General features: G+C 45.4%; 1 protein-coding gene (only partly in view). It reads right to left on the reverse strand.

Annotated features, from left to right (window positions below):
• Positions 1-20,079, reverse strand: partial view of a tandem-95 repeat protein gene (locus tag SynA15127_RS02875; protein WP_186484931.1) — the end only. Its footprint extends 23,862 nt past the window's final position; only the last 20,079 of its 43,941 coding nucleotides appear in the window; its start codon lies beyond the right edge, outside the window — the gene reads right to left on this strand; it ends in the stop codon at positions 1-3.

Below are 20,079 nucleotides of genomic sequence, written 5' to 3' on the forward strand. Positions count from 1 at the left end.
TTAGATCATGTCGACCACCCCTTGCATTTCATCTGTCATGAGCAATCCATCCACAAGAGGGTTAATGATGTCATCTTGGTCGAAGTCAAATCCACCGCTCTGAATCAGCTCGTTCATTGTTGTGTTGATGGTGTTGTTGTCCAGGCTGGCATCAGCTGACAGGGCACCATCGGTGAGAGCGTCGCCAGGGAATGTACCCATCAGATTGCGCAAGCCGATGACGGCATCATTCTGGAAGGTGATACTTCCACTATCGTCAAAGTCGAAATCAGTTACGACTTCGCGAAGATCATTGACATTGAGTTTGAAATTCTTCTGAATTGTTTCGCCACGCAAGTCTGTGCTCACCAAGCGAACATCATAGGAGTCTTTGAATTCAAAGTCTGGAGATTCTTTGATTTTTAATTGGTCCTCCTCCACTGTGAAGAAGGTGTTGTCTGTGTCTCCGATCCCACTGATCAGTTCGTAGGTGAAGGTATCTTGTTCATTTGGATCAGCCGTTGTCAGTGTGGCTATTACAGCTCCTGCGGCTATGTTCTCGTCAAAATTGGTGGCACTCAGCGTCAGATCAGTCGGTGATTCGTTCACGAAGACATCTGCCGGCTGAGATGCAATCACTAATGGGTCAGTGATGATTCCATCCGCGATGCCGTCGAAGTCGCCGCGTCCACCATCCTGGAGCCAAAGTTCAACAGCTTCAAACAGGCCATTGTTATCGGCATCGATGAACAACGCTCCGGTTCCACTGATTGGGTCGTAGTCGAACGATTCCCAGACGCCGTCCTCATTGGGCTTGAGAATACTGGGATTGGCAAGGCCCTCTCCTCCGAGCTCAAGCTCAACCATCTGAAGCTCGCCGAACCCGAGAGTCTCCAGATCAAAGGCAAGCTCTCCGAGGAACTCTGTGTCTTCGGCCAGATCACTGTCTACGGCATCAACAATAATGTCACGTAAATCATCAGCCAGGCTCTCGTCCACGGCGCCAAATCCAACATTCTTGAAGCTTTCACCGTTGCTGGGACCAGCCAGAATCAAAGCTTCGGAGGCTTTGCTCTTGCTTCCTCCACCGCCGGTGCTCAACGACGGCAAGGCCACGAGGTCGTCGGCCAGTGTCAGGACGCCATCCTCAGCTTCAGTCATGAACTGATCAAGGTTGACATCAATACTTGCTCCGCCAACGTTGACCTCCATGGCGGAATCGCTGCTGAACAGAAGCTCGAGAACCGAACGTGGATTCAACACTTCGGGTTTTCCGTTCTTGTCAAAGCGGATGGCTTCTGCGAGATCAGGATCTTCGACAACCACCGGTGCACCGCTGGCGGCTGCCTGAACGATCTGAGACACAGTTTCCTGCTGCTCGGCATCCTCTTCTGGAGCGAGCCAGGGAGAATCGTTCCAGTAGACCGAGATGCCCCGCTCAGCCTCCGCAAGGATGCTCAATTCTGGACTGTCTTTCAGCTCGTTCTCTGCGGTTGTGGCAGCAAGGTGAATTTGGCCCAGATGCACACTGCTGCTTCCTGGCCATGTCGCGGCGAGAGGATCACTCCAGGTCAGAACAAGCGTGTCGTCCTCGATGGACGCTCCTTCCCAACCAGTGGCGAACATATTGGTGAGATCTGCTCCGATAAGACGTTCGGTGAGTTCCGGATTTGAGATCCGAATCGTCAGTCCTGTCGAAGCCATCCCTGCCACGCCCGGGGTGTACACGAGATCGAAGCTGTCGTTGTCGATCCACTGACTCGAGAGTTCAGCCGTGATGCCATCGTTGTCTCTCAGAAGCAGACGTTGAGCGCTATCGGGGAGTGAGATCTTTTCTGAATCGCTGCTGAAGGAAAGAAGCAGTTCCTGATCACTGGTGACGAGCTCGTTGTCAGTTGTCTCGATGCTCAGCAGGGCCAGGCTGCTTCCGGCGTCCACGCTGACTGTTCCTTCTGTGCGGTTGAGTTGATCGATCGCGTCAGTTTGGTCTGCGGACGTCGTGATCTCCCACTGCAGTTCTGTATCGCTCTTGAGCGGTTGATCGAACTGCAAGAGAAGCTGGAAGTCATCACCTTCGGTGGTTTGACGTTCTTCCCAAGGGATTGATTGCAATGTGGCAACGTCCGCTTGGACCATCGGTGGCACCACCAAATTGATCTTTGCAGTGACTGGATCACGATTGGGTCCGTCCTGAACCTGTAGTTCCAGCCTGTGAAGGATGGCTGCCGCGACTGTTGCATCAACTTCAAGGACACCATCCTCAAGAGTGATTCCTGGAGGTGTGAGCTCTGGGTCGGGGAATTGGTATTGAAGACTATCGCCGTTGGCATCCATTACCCAGTTGTTGGCTTCAAGATCCCATTTCGTCGTTTGACCCGCCGCCGCCTGCAGTTGGAAGGGAAGATTCCAGATCGGCTCAATGTTTCGCTGCGTGATCTTGACATCGAAATGCAGGTCGATCGACTCAAGTTCAATATCCTCATCACTTCCGCTGGCACGGACCGTGAACAGGTGATTACCGATGCTGTCATGGGGAATTCCACCAATGGTGATCATTCCAGCTTCGCCATCGAAGGTGATGCCGTCAGGTGGCACACCTTCTCCTTGGAGTTCAAAGGAGAGGACATCACCATCGGGATCAGTGACCAGACTGTTCAGGCTGATGATCTGCTCTTGGCCCGTTGGGCGTTGACCCGTCTCCAAACGCAGGGTCATTTGATCCCGAGCAGTCTCGGTCAGAGCCGGTCGATCCGGAAGATTGTTAATGGTCACGCCCAAGTTGTGACGTTTCAGTGTTCGACCATTGCTGTAGGTGACCTCAAGATTGAAATTCCCTTGCAGGTTGTCTTCGGGTTTGATCGCCCAGGCCTCGAGTGTCGAGGCGCTTGCACTGTCATCCTCAATCACAGTGACACGATAGGGAGATGGTTCAAGAGCATCTGAATCTTCACTGTGATTCGCATCATGCATCTGCATATCAGAGATCCAAGTAGCTCCGCCATCTCCTACGCTATGCCCTGTAACACCTTGTTTGAAAGCATTCAGGTCGACCAAGCCTTCTGTGTAGTTGGATGCGTCGTATCCAAGCAGCTTCAATTGAAGTTCCAATTGCTCAGCTAGATACGTTGCCACCCTGTTTGTTTCTAGAGTAGCGAGAATTTCGTCAACCTTCTCTTCAAAGGAAGAGGTGCTTGATCCGTAATCGGAAAGATCAATCAGGAGAGCACCATGCCCTTCCTGGAAGCTGATGTGATCAACTTGCTTGAAGGGATCTGCTGATGCAGGATGTGCTGCCTCCCTGAAGAGAGAGGAGGTGCCGAAATGCAGTGTCTGCTCAAATAGATTCAAACTACCGTCAGGGATTTCAACACCAGTAACGTCATCCCCGTCAGTGATCTGGATGACTTCGTGGAGTTTCAGATTGATTGAGAAAGAGCTTTCCGCACCAGCATCAATTGGTAATTCGTCCATCAGTTTGTCTAGCTCTGCTGCGGTGTAAGTGTTCATGATCTGCTTCCCATCAATCACTTTGCGGCTCATGTCCCAGCGTTGGATCACCTCACCGGTTTCATTAGAAGTCAATGTCAGTGCAACCGGTCGATCGCCAGCTGCATCGATGACATTTTCCGGTAAATCTAGGCCGTTAATTGTGTTTTGCGAGTTGGGGTTTAGGTCGGGGCGGTAGTAAGCATGGTGAAACACTCGGCCTGTGCTTTCTTCTTCTTCTGCTGTAAGCAACCATCGGCTATTGGCAAGTACAAAGGAATTTTCTATGGTCTTATTTTCGATGTAGCCATCTTCATTTGTGGTTGTCGCGGTCGTGAATCGACCTGCTTCGGAAAACTCATTGCCGGTTACAGCGGGGTCAGCAGCGCCACCCATTCCATCCGGTACTCCTGGGTTGTCCTCTGGGAGGAAGCCATCTGGCACACCTGGATTGTCGTCTGGGAGGAAGCCATCAGGAACCCCGACAGAGTTGTCAGTGCCCATGTCATCGGGGACTCCAATCGTGGAGCCTGTATCCATGCCATCGGGGACTCCAATCGTGTTGGTGGTCCCCATCCCATCTGGTACCCCAGTCACGGTGTTGTCTGTGCCTGTTGTGAAGGCAGGGTCTAGCGCGATGGCTTCAATCTCGTTTTGTCCACCAGGTATTGGCCCATAAGCCATCAATGCATAGGGATTGCTATTGGAGCCATCCATTCCATCAGGAACACCTGGATTGTCTGTTGCATCAAACCCATCTGGGATTCCTGTATCGAAATCACCAACAGAAACGGTATTGTCTGAATTACTGGAGCTTTCAAGATCCAGATTGACATCATCTTCAGAAATCAGTGCATCAGATGAAAGTGTGATGTAGGCAGGAAGTGGTTCGCCTGCCTTGCCTGTCATCGTATCTCCAGCCTGTAGTAGCCCATCGGTCACAAGCACGATCTGACCCGTAAAAAGATTAATGGCAGTGGCCGGACTTTTTGTCGTATTGATTGTATTGACTTCATCCCGGCTTAATTGCCAGGCACCTCCTTCGTTGGAGTAACCTTCCCAGACAAACGTGTCACTTGTATCAAATAAGCTCCTTGACATCTCAAGTTCAATCCTAAGATCAGAACTTGGTGTTAGGCCATCGGGAAGTGTGAACACAGCTTCAGAGGTTGAATTTGTCGCTAATGGTCCTGAACGCTCAAAGTCAAGATCACCGAGATAGATATCGAGAAGCTGGTCATGGCGAAGCAATCGAACACGTGCTGAGCCAATTTCAGAACTCAGTAGAGGACGAGCACCATCTGGGACTTCAAGGTTTGCTTCTAAAGTGATTTGTTGCCCTTCAACTTCAAGATTAACGATGCTGAGCTCAGGCTGTATATCATCGTTGATCAATTGAAGCTCAACAACATTTTCGTTGGGCTTGATGGTTTCATCGGTTTCAATTGTTATATTGAATGCCTCAATATCTCTCTCTGAACGCGAGTCTTTATCTGGATAGGGATAGTTTTCGGCAAAAATTGTGTCACCACCATCAGGAGTGAGACTCGCTGTTACCTGATTGATCCCCTCTTTGTGCGTAATGCGAAGATAGTCATTGGTCGAGGAAGCTGCGATTGTGAACTGCAGATCTGCATACTCACTGGTGTTTTTTAAAGTATTGACAAGGCTTGCCAAGCTTGCCTTGTCTGAGGTTCTCGCCACCACTTTGGTTGCGCCATCACTGAGGGTGTAGGTTGTGGAGGCTTCTGGCGAGATAGAAAGAGTTTGAATTCCATTACTAACGATGGTTTGATCTCCACGTAAAGGGATGGTAATTGTGCTCCAGAGTTGTCCAGCATCCCATTTGGGGTCTTCACTGGGTTGGCCAATATCGAGGCCTGGCATATTTCCATCTAAATCACCTGGAAGTGTGATGGTTGCTGTCGATTCGGCATCCACTTCAAACTCTATTCTTTGCTCAGCAGTACTCTCTATCGGGAAGTTGAGCTCGACGACGGTTTTGTCGACACCAAAAGGAAGTACCAATTGATGGTCAGCTCCAATACCCGTGGTGTGGTTGAGATGCTCAATCACACTTTCTGTTGGCGAGCTCTCCACAATCAGTAAGCGACTCAGATCACTGTTTTCCGTTCCGAAGTAGGAGTAATTAATCTCATAAGATTGGAAGGTGCCTTGCTCTGGGATGTATGTCAATTCGGCTTCACTCTCACTCGTCAATATGCCGATAGCATTGCTATTTTCTTTGGCATCATGCTCGGTAAGGAATGCTGCATATCCGTCATACAATGTTTGTGTAGACGTTGAATCATCGTTTTCCTCATTGGTCGCCCACCTCAGCCATAGCGATATGCTGCCGTCGGGATTGATGAATGATGATGAACTGCTCTCGCTATTATTGTCACTATCGCTAGATGTATCTGTGCTTGACGTAGCATTGCCTTCAGTGATATACAGCTTCTCAATTTCAATCTCAAGAGTGGCTATTTGATCATCTCTGAGTTCGTCTGTATTAAAGCGAAGATATGTCACGTTCTCTCCTTCATATTCCATGTGTTCATCATGATCCCACTGGGCTTCTTCAAAGACCATTGGATCTATTAAGTCTCCATATCCAGCGCCGAATTCATAATTAAGTCCTGTTTTCAGGACGTCTCTGAGCCCTTGAAGTTGATCATTCACTGGATCTTCTGATCCAACCTCAAAGACCTCCCCGAGAACATGAATGAAGGTACCGTTGATTGGTGCATAAACTCTGTTGAATTCACTTTCATTGGTGATTGTGACATACAGATGATTGTTGCTTGCTGAACCACCCACAGGAGTTTGCTCACTTGCTCCAGTGCTAAAGATGTTTGCCTCAATATTGTCTGCATTGTTATCAGTAGTGTTGGTGTTATTTTCTTCGGACAATTCAGCACTAAGTTCTTCGAGTGTTTTACCATTGATCTTATTGATGCCGGAAGCGGTGACCTCAATCACCCGGTTAGCCTCTGACATATTGATGCCAAAATCTCCAGGCCCAGCAACGAAGACATCTGAGGCATTATTGAAATTTACATCAATGGTCCGTTTGTTGGGCTTATTCAGGATGTCATCAATGCTTATTGCTGTAGGCCTAATTGACGGCAATGACAGAATAAGTTCATTGAGTTTACTGGTGTCAAGAACATCAGCTTCGCTTGCATTGTCTACTCGAGTGATATTTGTAACACGGTAGTTGTCAGGGAGATTAGTTGTCGTTGGAATGATCAGATTCCGATCCGTGTTAATTACAAATGGCTTTTGTTGCTCTTCAATATCAATGACTTCGTCATCGTTACTTGAATTGATGAAATGCTGGTCGAGTGCAAGAGGCTCGACTGTTGTAACTTCAAAGATCGCACTTACGCTGCTGGCAATGCCTCCATCCGGATCTTGTCTAAGTGTCAATGATTTGTTTTCAAGCAGATCAGATTCGATGTTAAGGATTTGAAGGCTGTTGACAAAGCCAGCTGCTTGAGATCCGCTAAAAGTATATTTCAAGTAATTATTAGGCTGTATCTCGGCAGTGATTTTAAGATCATCCTCATTGAATAGATCGTTGAATATCTCATTCCATCCCGGGAGATTCAATGCAGATAGTGTTGCGCCATCTTCCAAGGAGAACCGACGTCCACTGACACCGTCGATGAGATCTGCATCTTGAGGAAGATAAAGCTCCCAGGTATCGGTTTCTTCATTGCTACTGAAGTTTTCATGCTGAGTGGATGGAATGAGATCTCCTCCATCTCTAAACCTGAGCTCGAGTGGCTGAATCAACTGGATATCAGGAACAGACGTATCTTCAAAGGTTTGGGTCCATTGCAACGACATCGGGGCGCGACCAACGGCTTCACGCGTTGGCATAAAAGCCAATGCTGAGAGTTGCTCGGCGCTTAACTCAGCAACAAGTAGATCGTTGTCGCTCTCTGCGGTGTGGAAAGATGTATTGAGGACTTCTGCACCATTTTCATAACGTAGTACGAAAGCACCCACTTCTACCAACCAATCGGGAACATAAAGCTTAATTGTCGGACTAATGTTTGAAAGAGCAATATCATTTGATTGAACCGTGAGATTACGGTCTTTTAGGAATAGTGGAACCAGATGACTACCCAGGTGCTGAAGGCTGTCTCCCTCTGTGAAGCTGACGCTCTCCAGTTGCAAACGCTCTGGACGAATGTCCTCAGCAGGAGGCTCTGGAACCTGCAGGTCAAACGATTCTGAAGTGGCTTGATGGCCTCCAGCATCAATCACTTGTGCCTGCAAGGATAGTGTTCCAGACGTTAGTTTTTCATAATTCACACCAGTTTGAAGTAATTGATCTTTTGACAGACGCATCTTTGTTTCCTCTTCCGATTCAAGAATGTCGGCTACAGAGAACCACTTCGACTTAGTCGTCGGTCTAGTCCATGTTGCACCTCCAATCAGTGTTCCTGTGAGGTCGGATAACGTTGTCCCATCTGCATCAACACGATTACCACTACCTTCGTCAAACGTATGGAATGCAACCAGGCCTGATTCATTTCCGTTCGATGGAGTTGTTTGCCTCTTGGCGATTTCCGCTTCAGATAGTGCTCTATTCCAAATCAGAGTGCTTTCCATCATTCCGTCAAAATATTGGTTGTTGCGATCAACACCAATTTTTATTTCGCTGGCTGTTGCTGTCTCAGTGGTGGATGTAGTTACATTTGGTATATCTGATGCTTTCTTGATGCCATCGACATAAATGATCCTCTCGCCTGTAGAAGTATCGTATGTAACGGCAATATGATGCCAATTACCGTCGGAGAGATTGAGATCGTCGCCATATGCCGGCAACTCTTGACCATTAAGAGTATGTCTAATGCCGTTGTTACTATTCATCTGCAGTGAGTTATCCTCACCATCGATTCCTAGTGTTCTCCAGCTGAGAATTCCTCGAGTTTCGGTTAGGTCTGGCCGTATCCACGCTTCAACGGTGAACGATGATGCACCTGTAGGGATATCGCTATTGTCTTCAATAGTTATGTGATCATCTTCGCCATCAAATTCAATGGCACTTTCAGTATGCACCCAGCGCCAATTGTGATGGTCTTCAATTGTCAGATCACTTTCAATATCTTCGCCTGATTGCATTGAGATCGACACTGTGAAAGTATCGAAATCGCCCTCTATTTTGGCTTCTTTAATCTCGGGTGCGATAGGTGCGGTGTTGCTATGGAGTGCATAATTCGGAATCAGATTCCCATAGACTTCTTGCTCATTCTTATCTCCCCACTCGGCTAGTAGATCGGCTCTACTGTCGCCAAGATCAGTGATCGAGAGCGAGTACTTTAAGGTCTGATCACCAGTGACTGATAACAGCGGCAGAGATGTTTGAAGGCGCCCCAGTTCATCGTTTAATTCGTGATAAGGATCATCTGGATTATTGAATTCAAAGCGCATAGCTCCGCTTCTAAGGTCTTCAAGGGTGAAGCTAAGATTCGAATATTGATCTTCGCTTTCGCCGGTGGTTGCATCAAGTTTCAGCTCGCCAATTTGCTCTCGAATGTTTCTGCCATTCAATCTAAGTGTAATCTTTTCTGTTAGCCCAGGTATCTGATTGGTGTCAAGTTTATATTTCTTTCTTAGGCTGAGTTCACTATCGAGGCTTACGTCATCTCCAGTCGCAAAACCAATTACTTCCTCTACTACATCATTGCCATTGATTTGGCTGAGAGTCCAATAAGCGCTACCATCTTCGCTGACGAATGTCCTGTCGATTGTTCTGAGCGAAACGTTGGTCGCAGATGTGTCTGTTGATGTGGTTGGTAAAATGGCCAAGAAATCATTCTGGATAATCTCTTCATTAGCCTCTACAACGTCACCAACGTCAACAATGAGTTCTGAGCCTGATGGGATTGTCAACGTCAGCTCAGGCTGATTTTGATCAACTGGTTGCAGTGTGACCTTTTTTGTGCCTAAAGCATCGTCTTGAATATTGGTAATTTTTCCTGCCGTTGGTGTTGTCTGACTGCCGTCGCTCCAACGCCCCATGCTTTGTCCAACAAACGGTTGTGCATTGCCTTCATCAGAGAGCTGCTGCACAAACAACCTTTGGCTGTTGCTGTCGTATCTGATCTCATCAGCGACGCCGTCATTATCAAGATCAATATTGACGGAATGATTATCGACATTCAAACTTGTCAGCAAGTCTCCAGTTGCCACAGTATCTTCAGTCGACTTCAAAAGTGTGAGGTGAGCTGGAATAATTTGTGTGATCGTTCTGTTACTGTCAATCGTTTCGGTGATGAAGATCATTTTTGATCCATCGCTTGAATCTTGAATATCTGTGATTTTTCCAGTGGCTTTGGCCTCTATGTGTTCTGTTTCCGATTTTGCGTATGCCAGGTCACCTACTGTGGCCTCGATTGAGGCTTCACCACTTGGTGTGAGAGTCGCGAATCCGTTCTGACTTCCACTCTCTTTATAGTTGAGCTTAATCAGATCTTCCGACGAATTGAGGGAGACATTAAATGCAAGTGATTTTGCTTCTTCTGATTCTGATAGCTTCTTAACCAGATGTGCAAGAAGTCCTTCTTCGGTCAGACCGTTTCCGGTGGGATCGATGGGATCAGTCTTAGCAGTGATGGTCAGTGATCCATCGCTTAAACTATATGTCTCCTCAGCTTGTGGTGACACAGAAAGGTAGAGAGTTTCCTGAATGTTTGTTTCTGAATTTTCAAATTGCGATCCTTGATAATGAGGAACCAATGGTTGAACGGTAAAGGCTGCCCCTTCACCCCAGCTAGATCCACGCATACCGGCGTCAATAGCCTGAATTGACCAGTAGTAGCGCTCACCGGCGATGGCAGAATTCAGTAACCCAGCATTATGGAATCCCTGATTTCCAGGGCTTGCAATTCTGCGTTTCCCTGATTCTGGATCTGCTAATGGTGACTGAATATCAAATATACCTGGTTCAGTACCTATCGCTAAGTTATATGTGTACGGAGCATCGTCATTCGTCAGATGACTGAAATTCCAGTTGAATTGAATCGCATTGTGTTCTGAATTCCAGCCTACATCTTCTGCCTTAGGAACATCAGGCTGTCGATTAACCATTCCTGCAAATTTGGGCTCGCCTGCCTCCGCATCCTCAATGCGTTCACTTGTCGTATTCCGGAATATTTGGAGATAGGGTAACTCTTCAGAACCTTGCGCCCCTGTGATCGCTAAATCAAGGTCTCCGTCGTTGTCGTAGTCGGCCCAACTTGTACTGCCCCTCTTGAGACCGGGAAGAGATATTGTAATGTCCGAGAAGTTATCGCCGCCACCAATTAGTGGATTGTTGAGCAATCGTGTGCTCAGCATCCCTGTTTCGCGAGATACACCACTCAAGAGTAAGTCTTGATCTCCGTCATTATCAACATCAGCCCAAGTTGCAGATCCTTCATTTAGGAGTGGGATATTCACACGACCGCTCTTAATGTTAATATCTGCATAGGCTGGTATTTGTGCTGATCCTACAAGTGACTTTCGTATTTCGATATTATTGATATCGATATTTTTTTCTAATTCTAGTTCGGGCATGATGCGCAAGATGGCATTGGCATCTGATAACTCTCGTGTCCATGGGAAGCTAAGCATATCTCGATCTGTGATTTCAAAGGGTTCGTCTTTTGTCGATAAATCACCATGTCGCAGCATATCCAGTTCAACATCCTGCAACCGGTTCAGAATACGAGTTTCATTCTCGTCAATAATCATCATTCGTAACCCGATTGGCGATTCTTTCGTTCCCAAACGTGCAGTGATGTCAACTTGATAGGTCTCACCAATTTGAGGTTCCCCACCTAGCAATTCTCGAAGATCAAAGTCTCGTTTTACAGCAGAGAGAAGTGTTTCCGTCGGGTTGCTTGGGACGACAGGAGACAGTGTGTCGAAGGCATTTAACGTCACAACTTCCACATAGCTATCCAAGATTGGATCGTTGTCTAGGAGATCAAATCCAATTTGATGAATCGGAACAACTAATTGCTCAGGCAGTGTGCTTGTGCTACCTAACTCTTCAAACACTGGATCTAATGAGATCCCTCCACCCTCAGGCCCTGATGTGTATAGATCAGAAACATTACCGCCGAGATTGACATCTCCAAATGCTGCGATCAATCCGTCTGTAAATAGTGAACCCTCAGTGGGATTGAGTGTAAATTCTAAATTGTCATCTGTAGAATTGGCGCTTTCGCCTACCGTTAACACCTCTACAGGTGTTTCCAATGGTGTTATGTTTAATGTTACCGTCGGCTCTATTTGATAAATTGTGTCGCTCAATTCAATGTAGCCACGGATATCAAGTAAGTTCTCCTCATTGAGTAATTCTAATTCTAGGCTCGTAACCGGTGTCACTAAGTTATCGATACCCCACGATTCATCAGCAATTGATTGATCAAGTGAAGAACTGAAGCCTAAATCAAGCGTTGCCAGTTCGGGTGGTGTTGTGATGGTTATCCGATACTTCTGATCATCCCAGCCACTAAATACTGTGTTTGCTCGTTTACCGTTTGGCTCAATTGTATAGTGATAGGTTAATCCATCAGTTGTGGTTTTGCTGCCATTATAGATAGCAGGATTCGTGCTTCCAAATTTGAATCGCTCTTCTAGAATAATTTCATCGCCCGAAAAGACATAGAAGTATTCATTATCCCATGAATCGATTCTCAAAAAGTCGAATTCGATGGTTTGTGCTCTGCCACCTTCAACAGTTCTTGCTGTCTGAGTGTCGTTTGTTGGTTCGATCGGTGTTAGATGAGGGCCGATATTTAATGGTATTTGTACACTTGTGGTTGGTTTTAATCTGCCCCCCGTACCTTCTCCACCAAAGCGGCCAAGAAATGCACCCCATTCGCTACTGCCTTCAGTTGTCACTTCCGCATTCTCGATGTCGGTCGGTTGTGAATTGAATCGTCTTGAGTAGATAGAATCCCCACCACCAACAGGTGGTTTCGTGTAAGAAAGATTGTCGATACCCCAGGATTCATCTGAAATCGGCTGGTCGAGTGTTGAACTGAATCCTAAATCGATAGTCTCCAATCCTTCTGGAGTTGTGATTGACACTCGGTACTTCTGATCTTTCCACGTACTGAATACAGTATTCGCCAGAGTTGAGTATGGCTCAATGGTATATGTGTAAGTAGACCCATCAATGACTTTACTTCCTGTCTTTGCATCTTTTGTCGTATTTGTTTGGAACTGTTCCGAAAGGATTTTCTCACTTCCAGTCCAAACATTGAATTTTTCATTATCCCACGAATCCATACGTAGGAAATCAAATTCAATTGTTTGAGCTTTTCCTCCCAACGCTATTTCTACACTAGTAGTTGGAGACTTATCGCCGTTTTCACCTTCATTTCCATAACGTCCTAGGAAGGCACCCCACGCATTATTATTCTCTGATTCAACTTTGGCATTGTCAAAGTCGGCCGGTAGAAAATTGAAGTTCCTTTTATATCCCTCTTCTATGACATAGTTCAGTGACTTCTCAATTAGGAGTGTTTCCGATACTGATGAGTCGTAGATGCTTGCAGTATCAAAAATTGTTTGTGTGGTGACATCCGAAGCGTCTGGGTTGTCTAGGGCTACAGGGATAATCAGTGGTGCAGGATCATTATTCTGATTGGCATAGTAAGCATCAACAGAGACATCTTGATCTGGCACGTATGTCCAAGTGAATATGTTTGATTCTTGATTGTATTTATCTGATTCTCCTTTGAACATCTTTGAAGGAACTGAGACTCGTGTTTCTGGCCAGTCCTGTGTAAATGTCACCTCTACTTCTTCTTTCGTCGTTTTATCTTTGTCATCTGTAATCTCTATCGTGAAAATATCGCTTCCGTAAAAATCTGCATTCGTTGGAGTGTAGGTAAAGCTTACTGACGCCGCCTGGGTGTTATTGCCATCGCGTTGAATGCTTCCTAGTTCAACAACACCATGGCTTGGTTGACGATTGTCAGCCAGCGTGATTGTTTTGGATGGATCGTTATCACCGGTGAGCCCATCGGTGTCACTTATTTGCAGTGTCGATGTGATTTTGCCAGGTTCAGACCCACTGCCTTGCGATGTTGTAAAACTGAGACCAGATGTGAAGATCGTAGGATCATTGCCCTCTGCAACAGTAAAGTTGTACACCTTGTCTGATGTTCCTCCCTTCGCATCTGTCGCTCTAATTGTAAAACTATCGCTTCCATGATAATCGGTGTTGGGTTCATATTGCCAGATTCCAGCTTTTTGATTCAACATCTGTACTGTTCCATTTGCCGCTTCAGTATTGATGGTGTATTCCAGAGCACCATCAACGTCTGTGGCATAAACAATGCCTGTTATAGTCGTATCTTCCTCGGCAGGCGTAAGTTCAGTAATTGTCCATCCAATTGCTTCGTCTTCTACTGCTTGAATGGTTAAGTTGACGGTCTGGATGGTGGCCACACCTAGTTCATCTATGATTGCGATATTGAATTTGTCCGTACCATTAAAATTGTCAAAAGGTACGTATGTATATTGTATCGTGTAAGTTGTTTCTTCGCTGACTGAACCGTCAGTAATTGTTGCTGTTCCATGAAGTGCTTGGTTGAGAATAACCACTTCTTTGAGTTTATCTATGTCGCTCAGCGTTAGTTTTCCCGTGAATGAACCAGCATCTTCATTTAGACTTGCGTTGGTATCTCCAGTTATTGTTGTGGCATCGTCTACTGGTTTGATCGTTATATTAATGGCGCGTGTTGTTGTGTTGCCCTCTTCATCTTGTATCTGAAGCGTAAAGTAGTCATCACCTGCAAAGTCGTCCTTGGGTGTATATGTCCACGACTTATCTGCGTTCACAACGGCAGTGCCATTCTTGCCGTTAGTTTGAATTGAATACGTGTTTTCACCGTTACTGCTATCGTCATCGCTGATACTGATGGTATTGGAGCTCGATGCCGAATCCTCATTGATTTCCAAGGATGTTGTGCCTGTTATTTGTGATGGAGTATCGACGGGGCTAATGAACACATTGATGGCTTGTATTGTTTCGGTGCCAACTAAGTCGGTAAATTTAACGAGGAAGAAATCATTGCCTCTCTTAAAATCAGTCGCAGGTGCATATGTCCATTTCCCTTTTGTGATCCCATCTTCAATTGTTTTCTCAATCTTAACGCTAGCCCCATTTTTGCTTCGCAATCCACCCAAATCCTTTCTTTGATCGATAATTTCAAATGTCCCTTCTGTTGCCCCTGTGTTTAGTGTTCCTGTGATGTCTTCCGGGCTTGTTGATATGTATGGCGCTGTTCCACTCACAACTCCATCGATGAGATCTACCGCCGCTGCGGTTTCTCCAAGATAGAGATTAATCGCTTGAACGGTTTCGAATTCTCTCTTGTCCTTTCGTTTTGCAAGGAAATAATCGTATCCATTAGTGCCATTTGGTGAGTATGTCCATACACCTGAAGTCGTCATTGTAATGGGGCGACCGTTATCGGATTCGTTGTCATTATTAACCAATCCATATGTTGTTAAAGTATTTTCGTTGTTGTCATCGGGGTCCTCTAAGATCAGTGTTCCTGTCTTTAATGTAGTTAGCTCACCGGCCCCTAAGGTTACATGGTGTCCGCTCGATGCGGTTGCTACTCCGTTTATGGGATAACGAATCAGATTAACCACTTGGCGTGTTTTTCCACCGAGATCATCTGTCACTTCGATGGTGAAGCTCAGATTGCCATCTGGCGATGTTGCAGTGGGCTTATACTCCCATGAAATTTTTGCTGTATTTGGACTATCCGAAGTTCCCTGGATAATGTCTTTCAGTTCTAAACCACTCAGTGCTGTATCTACCTGCGTAACGGTTAGCTCTGTAAGCCCATCCGTATCTTCAATTGTGATGTCTCCAGACATATCATCTTCTTCGCTATCTTTTATAAATATATCGCCAGATTGGAATGTGGATTTTGTATCGACATGGTAGAAACTTAAATTAAATTCTTGGCTCGTTCTGTTATTCGCTTCGTCTTCAACGATGAGCGTGAATTTATCGCTATTTGATGGAGTGTTGGGTGTATATGACCATGTATTGCCATTGGCTGATGCAGACCCACTGTTTGCTTTGCCGTCCTCGGAATAAATAAGGGTGGCCGTGTAATTATCGGAGGTGTTATCTGCATCTGTTGCTACATATGTTCCTGTAATCTCCTTGTAGCTATCAGTGCCAGTTTTTTTGGCTCCTTTTTCTGCGGATGCATAAATTCCTGAGACAACAAATGGTTTGTCATCGTCACTTGCGATGTTTACAGTGATAACTTGCTCTTGCGTAAAACCAGCATCGTCAGTAACAACCACAGTGAATTTATCATCTCCGTGGACATCTTCATTGGGTGTATAAGTCCACTCGGCGATCACGTTGCCACTATCGCTATCGCTGCTCTTCAGAGCGATGGAAGCGTTACCCTTTGCTGGCTCGTTTGTTGTCGTAGTCGCTATCGCTACGATATTTCCATTGGTGAGTCCATCAATGTCATTGAGAGTGATAACGCCTTTGATTTGATTGTCTTCTTTCCCTGTCGATGTGAGATCTCCAGAAATTTGAGTGGAGTCATTTTGAGCGATGACGTTAACAGTTATTGTTTCGTAAGAGATCCCTCCATTGTCATCTGTGATTGAGATTTCAAATGAGTCTTCTCCGCTGAAGTTTTCGTCCGGCTTATAAGACCACTCCAATGATGCTGGATTGCCTGGAATCGGATCGCCAAGTGTCACCTCGCCGTTGCTGGGTTCACTTGCTTGTTGGAAGATGGTGTAGCTTGCGCCGCTGCTATCTTTACCTGTTAATCCGTCTGGATCTGTCACCACAAGAGTTTCTTCGATGGGATCAACCGCATCTTCTTTGCCTGTTCCTGAGTTGCCCGATTCAACGTCTGGCAGGAAGCTACTTAGAGTGGCAGAACCCTGATCAGGTGTTAACTTGGCCTGATAAGTGGCTCCATCGATACTACGTAGATTTGAAATACTACCATTCTCTAATGTAACATCACCGAAGAGTCTATCAGTTTCTTTATCTATCGAGAAACCGTTTGTCTTCTCAGAAATTGTAAATGTGAGGTTGATGAATGGATCAGAGCTGGTTCCCCCCGATGCGACTTGTTCGGAGCTGATGTTGATTGTCGGTTGGGTTACATTATTCTTGACTTCAACAGTTATGTCTTGCAGCCTATTCCTCTGGCGAGATTCATCTGTTATCGGAGTATAAAGCGAGCTATTTGCAAACTTAAGATTATACGTTTCATCGGCTTGTATGCTTTCGTCAAGCTCTAAATTGATAACATGTGGATACTGTGGTTTGGGGAAGGTTATTGAATTGATATTTAGCGCTCTTGGCCCGTCTATGATCTCGAATGAATCTGGATCCGTTATGTCAGAGCCGGGTTCATAATCTGGATCTTGATAAAGTCTCTCGTTGAATACAACTAATATGTTGTTTCCCAGTGAATCTGTGTACACCCTTTCAATAGTTGGCTTTGTTTCGTCTTCATCAATATCAGATCTCGGAACATATATCTCATATGGATTCCAGTCTCTGTACACTGAATTCTGTGCTCGACTTATATTTGTCGAACCCGAAGCTGCGCTGGAGTTGCTGTTGTCTTGATTCAGTTTCTCGCTTTCTTCTATGCTTTCTTGGCGTGAAGTTACTGCCTTGTTTGTTAGTGAATCATTTTCAATGGCCAAGGCTAAGTCTTTATATGGCTGCCAGAGAATTAACTCACTATCAACTTTTGTTGCCTCAATGGTTTGACCACCATCATACGTAAATGTTGCATCACTGACTGATGGAGCGTCTTTTTTGTAGATCAGTCTGATGGCATCATTGGCAGCATTTGCTTCGATGACAAAGTCTAATGAAGGATAATTTTTATGATTCTGGATTGAGGTGACAATCTCATTGAGTATTTCTTCATCAGTAGACTCAGTACTTGTTGGCCTGTCTATTTCGATTGGGACCCCATCGCTTTCTAGCCTGTACTTTCTGCCTGCTTCTAGGCTGATAGTCAGTTCATGAACTCCATTCGGATGCTCGACCGGAACTAATCCACCATTTTCTTCGTCTGTATTTTTAAAGGACAGGAAGAAGTCTGTAGTCTCGTTTTTGCTAAAGTTAAGGGGAAGCGTTATGGCATTTATATCTAGGCCTTTGGCATTTAGTCCACGTATTGTGGTTGTGCCATAATCAATCAAGCCTTGTCCTTTATCAGCTGCCTCTTTCACATCCTCTTCGATGTTTGAAATTTTAAGCGGTATGTTGATTAGGTCTATTTCTTGAACGATGGTTGCAGTTGTAACTCCATCGATGACTTGATCCACTTTGGATAAATGTGCCGTCGCCAGATGTTCTTGCCCCTTGTAGATCTCAATTGAATAACTTTTATCATTAGAGGTAATAGTATCAAAAGGTGTGTTGTATTCCTCCCCAGCTAGAGTAATGGCATTGTGGATGCTCATCAGATCTGTTTCCTTCGCTTCAGTTTTGACGTCTGTAGGAATGCCTTTGATCGATAGATTTTTAGCCGTTTCTGTATCTAGATTGTTCAGTCCTGTTTGTAGTTTGCTTAGGTATTGATTCATCGCGTATGTATAGTCTTTGCCTTTTTCAGTCGCCTCTGCTCTCCAGAAGTGTGTCAACCATGCATTTTGCCCTTGATGTGGGCCTTCAAAATCGATACTTTCTCTGAGAAGTAATTCGAGCACTTCTCTTAAGTCTTCGCTAAGGGCCTCATTTGTATTAAGGTCTCCTGCCTTCAGATTGCTGATCAGTTGTTGGTCACCAGTTCCGCTGTTTCTGCCAAGAATATCATTGGCTGTATAGTATTGGTGGAGTTCAACAGCCTTGTTATTCGCTTCTATATTTCCAGCAAGACTGTCATCAAATTCGAGGAAGTAGAAATAGTCTTTGTCGTATCTAAATGTTAATGGGTTGTCGTTATAGTTTCCTCCTCCCATGAACTCCCATGAACTCTCTAGCTTTGCCAGACCCTCATCCATCACTGAACTTGAGCCTGTGTCCAGGTAAGAGGACTGGATGAAGGAATTACTTGTTGCGTTGGGATTTACGTACCAATATTTCGCTAGTTCTGCCCTTTCTCCCTGAGTTAACTCGTTATATTCTACGACTGCGTTCGTATTAGTAGACGCAACCAAATTACGATCTATCCTGTAAAAGCTGTAGGACAGGTCAAGGTCTGAGCTGGATGGAGCAATTTCAATCAGACCACTAACCGTTAAATAGTTCGCATCTGGATCTCCGTCCATCATTTCGTTTAATTTTGCAAGATGTGGATCAAGGCTGACGAGATCTCTGTTGAGATCAAACAGATTGCTGTATGAATCCCAGAAGATTAGTTGGTGCTCACTGCTGATGGTGCTGTAATCAGCTCCACTCCATGCTCGGTGTGCGGCTATATCCATTCCTTCGGCAAGTCGTAATGGCTTCTCAGGGAATGGATCGTTTGGATTGATGCCTAATCCTCGATCTGCGAATGATGCATCTCCGTCGGAGCTCTCGTAATGTCCGAATTGTAGTTTTGAGCCATTCATACCATGTGGTAACTCTTCCCTAAAGACGGCTGAACCAGAGGGAATAAATAATAACTTATTGTCAATTTCATTTGTGATCGCAACATCAAGTCGACCATCAAGATCAATGTCGCCCCAAGCCGCCTGTAAGACATGGCTTGAGGGTTCTTTTTCTAACGTACTCCACGTTGTCTTGATTTCGGTTTCCCAATTTTCTGGTGTGGCTACATAGAAATCGATACCATTTCTGTTTATCAATAGTTCAACAGTTTCTTCTCTCTTAAATTCTTCATTGGTTCGAATTCCAGCTATAATTAGATCAAGGAAGCCATCGTTGTTCCAATCCCCCCACTCTGCCGAATGCACTCTTTCAAAGGCTGGTAAATCAAACGAGCTTGTGAAATTGTGATCGCCATTATTATTGACTTCGTTGATCAATATTTGCGATTCCCCATTGCCCATTTCGTCGAAGCTGTAGACCAATAAATCGAGGTCCCCATCGTTATCGATGTCTCCCCACTTTGTGCTTCCCTCCCAGTTTCTTGTCACTCCTGTATATAACTCCCGATCCAGAACTGGGATTAGAAGATCATTCGAGCCCAAGATATCCATTGCTGTGATGGTGGTTCCTGTGCGCAGATTTGCAACGTCAATGACTTCAAACGGTTTGTTGGCTTGAGCCCATTCGAGGCGTACGGCGTGATCACCAGCATTTTGTTCATAGGTAGCCTGGATAGGTGATTCACCTTGTTGATAGCTGACATGAATTGGAGAGTCTCCCCCTTCGGTTAGGGTTGTTTCTTTCTCCTGAGGTTCATCATTTTTGTAGGTTAGTTCAATTCTTCCATTGGTGCTATTGCTCTGAATAGTGAAATCGAGTTCTTCGTAACCATCTGCTTGCTTCAGTGCGTTTACCAACTCGTTTAAATTTGTTTTATCTGAAGTTGTCGCTGAAATGCTACCATCTCCGTCTGTAAGTGTATATTTTGTTGCTGCCTTTGTTGTCACCGGGATGTAATAGACTTCCGGTACGTT

Origin of the sequence: Synechococcus sp. A15-127 (assembly GCF_014280215.1) — a bacterium.
Lineage (GTDB): Bacteria > Cyanobacteriota > Cyanobacteriia > PCC-6307 > Cyanobiaceae > Parasynechococcus.